The sequence below is a fragment of the Aeromicrobium sp. genome (assembly GCF_036675695.1).
GTDB lineage: Bacteria > Actinomycetota > Actinomycetes > Propionibacteriales > Nocardioidaceae > Aeromicrobium.
Map to the genome: position 1 here is coordinate 1 of NZ_JAKFEL010000178.1, position 7,127 is coordinate 7,127.

Below are 7,127 nucleotides of genomic sequence, written 5' to 3' on the forward strand. Positions count from 1 at the left end.
ATCGAAACGACGCTTCGTGCGTCGGTGCGAGTGGGAGACGTTGTGGCCGAAGCCAGGTCCCTTGCCGCACACATCACAGACCGCAGCCACGGCGAACTCCTGTTGAATCAGATTGCTTGGACGAATGTGGGTGCCGCCGACGCATGCGTCAGCAGACAACCGCTCAAGAATAGCCGATGACCTGACGCTGACGCGAATCGCGTGGGTCCGCTGGGTGCGCGGTGCTGACCGATAGCCTCGCCCCATGGGCCTCACCCTCAACTCCACGGCATTTCGGGCGTGGACTCAGCTGTGCGCTGAAGCCCTTTCCGTCGCTCGGGCCGAGATCGATGCCCTGAACGTGTTCCCGGTGCCGGACGGTGACACTGGCACCAACGCCTACCTGACATTCGTCTCAGGCGCAGACGCTGTCAACGCCCTGCCTCGGGGCACAGAGCTGCCCGACCTGGTCAAGGCGTACGTCGACGGTCTGCTCACGGGCGCCAAGGGCAACACCGGCGTGATCCTGTCGCAGCTCGTACGCGCCTGCTTCTCCGATCTCGACCTCGCGAGCACTGTCACCGCTTCCGATATTGCCGCCTCGTTCGTCGCCGCGGCCGACGCCGCATATGCCGCGGTGGGCGTACCGGTCGAGGGCACGATCCTCACGGTGGCCCGCGCAGCCGCCGTGGGAGCCACGGAGGCTGCCGAGGCCGGCATTGATGGTCGTACGGTCTTTGGCAAGGCGGCCAACTCCGCCCGCGTTGCCCTCGCGCGCACACCGGAGCAGATGGAACTTCTCGCCCGCGCCGGCGTTGTCGACGCAGGAGGCCGAGCGCTGGTCGTGGTGCTCGACGCCACGGAGCAGGCCCTCACGGGACGCGTGCCAGAGAAGGTCAGCGCACCCGTACCGGTGCCAGTTCTCGTGCCCGGCGATGACCTCAGCGCCGACGGACCGTCGTACGAGGTGATGTACCTCCTCGACGCCGACGATGATGCGATCCCCGAGCTGCGGGCGAAGCTGTTGCCGCTAGGCGACTCGCTGGTCGTGGTCGGAGGTGACCGGCTCTGGAACATCCACGTGCACGTCGACGATGTGGGTGCTGCGGTCGAGGCGGGCATTGCGGCAGGTCGTCCGTACCGGATCACCGTCACCCACTTCGCCGATCAGATCGCTCAGCGCCCCAAGGGCGGTCGCGTCGTCATTGCTGCGACTACTGGTGCAGGCCTCACGGCGCTGTGTGAAGAAGCTGGCGCGCTACCTCTCGAGTTCACTCGCGAGGCCCCGCTGACGGTCGCCGCGATGAGCGCATCACTCAAGAACTCCGGTGCAGACGAGATCATCGTGCTGCCCAACAACTACCGCTACATCGGCCAGTTCGAAGCCGCAGCGCAGGCTGCACGGCAGGACGGCATACGGGTGGCGGTCATCCCGACAACGGCGCAGGTCCAGGGCCTTGCCGCTCTCGCCGTGCACGATCCAGGTCTCGGCTACGACGAGGTCGTGGTCGCGATGTCGAGCGCCGCCGCGCATACGCAGCACGGAGCCGTCACGATCGCGACCGAGCCCGGCATGACGATGGTTGGGCCGTGCAAGCCCGGTGACGTCCTCGGCGTGATCGCCGGCGACTTCGCCGTGGTCGGCAACGACGTGTTCGACGTGACTGTCGAAGTGCTCGACCGCATCCTGTCGCCCGGCGGCGAGATGGTGACGGTCGTCCTTGGCGAGGGTGGCGCTGACGGCGTCGGGGCCCACCTGACCGAGCACCTACGTCAGGCCCGCCCGGACGTCGACCTCGTGGTCTATGACGGGGGCCAGGAGAACTACCCGCTCTTCATCGCGGTCGAGTGATGGTCGGCCTCGACACCAAGCTCGCCAACATCCTCGGCGACAAGACGGCCAAGCCGTTGGCCACGGCGTTCGAGATGAAGACTGTTGGCGACCTGCTGCGGCACTACCCGCGCCGGTACGCCGAGCTCGGCAAGCTCACCGATCTCTCGGAGCTGGTGGTCGGCCAGCACGTGACGATCATGGCGCGCATCGACTCGGTCAAGAACCACTCGTTCGGTGCGGGCGGCCGGCGCACTCGTACGGAAGTTGTCGTCACCGACGGCACAGGACACCTCACCCTGACGTTCTTCCAGCAGGCGTGGCGCCTCAAGTCGATGGTCCCCGGAACGCTGGGGCTCGCTGCAGGCGAGGTGACCGAGTTCAACCGCAAGCTCCAGCTCACGCATCCAGACTGGGAGTCGATCGAGGCGTCCGACGACCCGACCGAGTCGAGCCGGCTGAGCCGGGGCATCATCCCGATCTACAGGGCCACCGCGAAGATGGCGACCTGGAAGATCGAACGCTGTGTTGGTATGTGCCTAGACGCGATCGACCCGGTCGCCGACCCGTTGCCCTCCGATGTTCGAGACCCTCGTGGGTTCTTTGACCTGATGGGCTCGTTCGAGGCGATCCACCGTCCCCGCAATGCGAAGGACTGGCAGCGAGCGCGCGATCGCTTCCGGTTCGAGGAGGCGTTCGTCGTACAGACCGTGTTTGCGCAGCGACGTCTCACGGTTGAAAACGAACGTGCCAAGGCCCGCCCGGTTTCGCCTGGGGGACTGCGCGAGCGGTTCGAGCAGCAGCTCCCGTTCACGCTGACTGCTGGGCAACGTGACGTGCTGAACGAGATTGCCGCAGACATCGAGAAGCCCCACCCGATGCACCGACTGCTCCAGGGTGAGGTCGGTTCGGGCAAGACGATAGTCGCACTCCTGGCGATGCTGCAGGTCATCGACTCAGGCGGGCAGGCGGCGCTGCTGGCGCCGACAGAAGTGCTGGCAGCGCAGCACTATCGGGCCATCACGGGTTTCCTCGGAGACCTCGCCAAGGGCGGCATGCTCGGGGGAGCCGATGGGGCCACCCGCGTACGGCTGCTGACTGGCTCGATGGGCGCCAAGGCTCGCAATGAGTCGCTCCTTGACGCCGCGTCCGGCGAGGCCGGGATCGTCGTCGGTACGCACGCACTGATCCAGGAGCACGTGCAGTTCGCCGAGCTGGGACTTCTTGTCGTCGACGAGCAGCATCGTTTCGGCGTCGAGCAACGATCGGCGCTGGTCGACCGAGCCGAGGTGACGCCTCACGTACTCGTCATGACGGCAACCCCGATCCCGCGAACCATCGCGATGAGTGTCTTCGGTGATCTCGAGGTGTCGACGCTTCGGGAGCTGCCGGCCGGGCGCCAGCCGATCCAGACCACTGTCGTACCCGCTGATCGCCGCTCCTGGCTCGACCGTGCTTGGGAACGAGTCCGTGAGGAAGTTGGCAACGGTCGGCAGGCGTATGTCGTGGTCTCACGCATCGGTGAGGGCGGCGAGGTCGACGACAAGGACACTCGTTCGCTGGTCGAGCTGGCCGACGAGCTGACAGCCGGCCCGCTCCACGGCCTGCGAGTCGGCAGCCTGCACGGTCGCATGAGCTCCGAGGACAAGGACGCGGCGATGAATGCGTTCGCCGGGGGATCGCTCGACGTGCTCGTCGCGACGACGGTCGTCGAAGTCGGCGTCGACGTACCCAATGCGACCGTCATGGTGATCATGGACGCCGACCGGTTCGGTATGTCGCAGCTGCATCAGCTGCGAGGTCGCGTCGGTCGAGGCAGCGAGAAGGGCCTCTGTCTGCTGGTGACGTCAGCCGAGGAGGGCTCGCCGGCTCGTGAGCGACTCGACGCCGTCGCAGGGACGAATGACGGGTTCGAACTCTCGCGCCTCGATGTCGAGCTGCGTCGTGAGGGTGACGTCCTCGGCGCCCGCCAATCGGGGCTGCGGTCAAGTCTGCGCCTGCTCTCGGTCGTACGCGATGGTGACGTCATCGACGATGCCCGAGCAGCTGCTGATGCTCTTGTGGCCGAAGACCCGTCGCTCGCCAATCACCAGGCGTTGGCTGACGCCGTTGCGGATCTCGAGCGATCTGAGCAGGCCGACTACCTGGAGCGCACATGACGAGGATCATCGCCGGCGCGTACGGCGGCCGGCAGATCAAGACCCCCAAGGGTGACGGCACCCGACCGACCAGCGATCGCGTCCGCGAAGCGATGTTCTCGTCGCTCGAGTCTGAGCTGGGTGGGTTCGAGGGTCTTCGCGTCCTCGACCTCTTTGCCGGCTCCGGCGCACTCGGTCTTGAGTCGCTCTCGCGCGGCGCCATTCATGCGACCTTCATCGAGTCGGACGCTCGCGCAGCCGCAGTCGTGAAGCAGAACGTCGAGTCGTTGGGTGCGCCAGGCGTCGTCATGCGCACAACGGTCGAGCGCTTTCTGACCAGCCTTCCCGGCGAGCCCTTCGACCTGGTCTTCCTCGACCCGCCGTACGCGGTGACGACAGATGCCGTCTCGGGGTTCGTATCGTCGCTCACCGACGTCTGGACTGCACCTGACGCGCTCTTCGTCGTCGAGCGGGCCACGCGGGATCCATTCGTGTGGCCAGAGGGTACCTGCGGTCTCAGGGACAAGAAGTACGGCGAGACGACGCTTTGGTACGGTCGCTGACATGACGAAGGTCGTGTGCCCCGGCTCGTTTGACCCCGTGACCAATGGTCACCTCGACATCATCGAACGCGCAGCGCGCCTGTTCGACGAGGTAGTCGTCGCGGTGCTGGTCAACGAGGCAAAGCAGGGACTCTTCTCGATCGAGGAGCGCCAGGAGCTGCTGACCCAGGCCACGTCGCATCTGCCCAATGTCTCGGTCGCGTCGTTCAAGGGCCTGCTGGTCGACTTCTGCACCGCCAACGGCATCAGCGCGATCGTCAAGGGTCTGCGTGCTGTCACTGACTTCGACTACGAGCTCCAGATGGCGCAGATGAACGGCAGCCTCACCGAGGTCGACACGGTGTTCATCCCCACGACTCCCGAGTACTCGTTCCTCGCATCGAGCCTGGTCAAGGAAGTTGCCAAGCACGGCGGAGATGTGTCCGGTCTTGTCCCCGACTTCGTCCTGGACAAGCTGAAGGCCAAATTCGCCTAGTCGCTGAGTTCAGCGATCAGGGCTTCGGCCAGTGCTCTTGCGGCGTCCGGGTCGACACACGGCGGAGCCAAGCAGCCACTCTCAAGGTCCTCGATCGAGACGCCGTCCGGCACGACGGTCGGAGCATCGGCCTGCGCAATGTGGCGACTGCGCTCGAGCTCGAACAGCTCGTGCTGTGCCCGATCGCAGCCGTTGAGCTCCTTGATGTCTGCCAGCGCAACAACGACGGACTCCCAGAGCGCCTGACGATCGCCGTCTGAGAGCTCTGACTTCTGGAGGATCTCGCAGCGGTAGACGACGCGGCGCAACTCCAGCAGTACGCCGTGGCGGTCGACTCCCTCGTCCATCGAAAAATGCTACGAGGGCGGCCGGTTCGCCGTGGCGAAACGCGCGGATCAGTCGGGGAGGATCGGCATGGCATCTCGGTCGGGACGCCCGACCTGCACGGCTCGGCGGAGCGACTTGTCGCCGAACTTGTCGCGTATCGCGTCAACTGCGTCATCGATCGTGGCTCCGCCGACCACGTCGATCGGCAGGGCAAGCTGCATCGGGTTGTCATCGAGCGATCCAACCGAGACGCCGATCAGGGTGATGCCCTTCTCGGCAATTGCCGCCGCCCGCGACGCGAGCAGCTGGCGGGCGACATCAAGGATCGTCAGCGTATGAGCGGTGGGACGCGGCAACGTATGGGAGCTCGTCGAGCGGGTGAAGTCACCGAACCGCAGTCGGATGGTGACCGTGCTTCCCGTACGACCGGCTGAGCGCATACGGCCCGCGACGCGGTCGACCAGACCCAGGAGCGTCAGATCGAGCTCCTCGGCGGTGTGGTGGCCTCGGCCGATCGCGTGCTGGGCTCCCATCGAGCCACGGCGTTTGCCGACGACCACAGGACGAGGGTCGCGGTTGTGCGCCAAGGCATGCAGGTGGTGGCCGCTGCCCGGACCGAGCAGCTGGACGAGCTCACGCTCGTACATCGCAGCGACATCGCCGACCGTGTTGATGCGCGCGGCCCTCAGCTTGCCCGAGGTGACCTTGCCGACGCCCCACAACCGCTCCACGGGCAGCGCATGCAGGAACTGCAGCTCTCTCTCGATCGGCACGACCAGTAGACCCTCTGGCTTGGAAACAGCACTGGCGACCTTGGCGAGGTACTTCGTACGCGCCACTCCGACCGAGATCGGCAATCCCACGCGATCCATCACGTCGATCCGCAGCTGCGCGGCAATCGAGGAGGGGAGGCCGCGGATCTTGCGCAAACCGCCGACCTCCAGGAACGCCTCGTCGATCGACAGCCCCTCGACCATCGGCGTCGTGTCGTGGAAGACGTCGAACACGTCGCGGCTGGCCTGCGTGTAGGCGTGCATACGAGGTGGCACGACGATCGCGTCGGGACAGATGCGCAACGCCTGGCGCCCACCCATCGCCGTACGCACGCCGGCGCGCTTGGCTTCGTACGAGGCGGCCATCACGACACCACCGCCGACGATCACCGGGCGGCCACGCAATGAGGGGTCATCACGCTGTTCGACCGAGGCGAAGAACGCGTCGAGGTCAGCGTGCAGCACCGTGCCCTCGGTCAACGTGCTCGCACCCATGGCAGCATCGTGTCACCCGCGTCAGACGGTCCCTAGCGGCGGAGCCGCGGGAGGGAGCGAAGCGACCGAAGGGCGATTGGCCTCCGTGTGGCTCCGCGGGTTACGATTCTCTTCGGCCTGCTTGCGGGTCGAAGATTTGTCGTGCATCTGGATGGATGGTCAAACGTGCTGTCGGGACCACTGGTTTTCGATACCCATGAGATGGGTCGCAAACCGGGCGCCGAACGTACATTCACCGTCACGATAGAAGCACCGGCAGATTTGGGTTACGACGTCTACGGCGTGCCCGAGGGTTCTGCGGTGGAGATCGAGCTTCGGCTCGAAGCCATCATGGAAGGCATCCTGGCAACAGGGTCCGCTTCGGGGCGAGCAACAGGTGAGTGCGTACGGTGCCTGGAAGAGATCGACAACAACATTGCCGTTGGTTTCCAGGAGCTTTACCTCTACGACGATGCACCCGAAGATCAGAAATCTGAAGACAGCTTCATCCTCGAGGACGAGCTACTCGACCTCGAAACCGCACTGCGGGACGCGGTGGTGCTTGCA

The 7,127-nt window shown here is 65.6% G+C and carries 8 protein-coding genes; 5 read left to right on the forward strand and 3 right to left on the reverse strand.

The window, feature by feature from the left end; genetic code table 11:
- Window positions 1-90, reverse strand: a 90-nt coding sequence (rpmB, locus tag V6M39_RS11865; RefSeq protein ID WP_332644036.1) for a 50S ribosomal protein L28, incomplete at its 3' end; no start/stop codon positions are given.
- Between the two features lie 154 nt (window positions 91-244).
- Here rpmB and V6M39_RS11870 point away from each other — a divergent pair.
- Genes V6M39_RS11870 through coaD form a run of 4 tightly spaced genes read left to right on the forward strand, consistent with a single transcriptional unit; the run spans window position 245 to window position 4,986 of the window.
- A complete protein-coding gene (locus tag V6M39_RS11870) occupies window positions 245-1,831 on the forward strand; it encodes a DAK2 domain-containing protein (RefSeq protein WP_332644029.1) in 1,587 nt (528 codons plus the stop codon).
- Window positions 1,831-3,969, forward strand: coding sequence for an ATP-dependent DNA helicase RecG (recG, locus tag V6M39_RS11875; protein ID WP_332644030.1), 2,139 nt, complete (start codon window positions 1,831-1,833; stop codon window positions 3,967-3,969). Before V6M39_RS11870 ends, recG begins: the two co-directional genes overlap by 1 nt.
- Window positions 3,966-4,511 (forward strand): 16S rRNA (guanine(966)-N(2))-methyltransferase RsmD, encoded by a 546-nt coding sequence (gene rsmD / locus V6M39_RS11880; protein ID WP_332644031.1) that lies wholly within the window; start codon window positions 3,966-3,968, stop codon window positions 4,509-4,511. The genes recG and rsmD overlap by 4 nt, the downstream gene beginning before the upstream one ends.
- A gap of 1 nt (window position 4,512) precedes the next feature.
- On the forward strand, window positions 4,513-4,986 hold the full coding sequence (gene coaD / locus V6M39_RS11885) for a pantetheine-phosphate adenylyltransferase (RefSeq protein ID WP_332644032.1): 474 nt from the start codon (window positions 4,513-4,515) through the stop codon (window positions 4,984-4,986).
- Here the strand turns inward: coaD and V6M39_RS11890 are convergent.
- Together V6M39_RS11890 and dinB are read right to left on the reverse strand one after the other, a co-directional pair.
- Window positions 4,983-5,333: a hypothetical protein gene (locus tag V6M39_RS11890; RefSeq protein ID WP_332644033.1), complete on the reverse strand. Its 351-nt coding sequence runs from the start codon at window positions 5,331-5,333 to the stop codon at window positions 4,983-4,985. The two genes, coaD and V6M39_RS11890, sit on opposite strands and share 4 nt — an antisense overlap.
- A gap of 48 nt (window positions 5,334-5,381) precedes the next feature.
- Window positions 5,382-6,581 (reverse strand): DNA polymerase IV, encoded by a 1,200-nt coding sequence (gene dinB, locus V6M39_RS11895; RefSeq protein ID WP_332644034.1) that lies wholly within the window; start codon window positions 6,579-6,581, stop codon window positions 5,382-5,384.
- Window positions 6,582-6,722: 141 nt separating this feature from the next.
- Here dinB and V6M39_RS11900 point away from each other — a divergent pair.
- On the forward strand, window positions 6,723-7,127 hold a 405-nt coding region (locus V6M39_RS11900), incomplete at its 3' end, for a YceD family protein (RefSeq protein ID WP_332644035.1).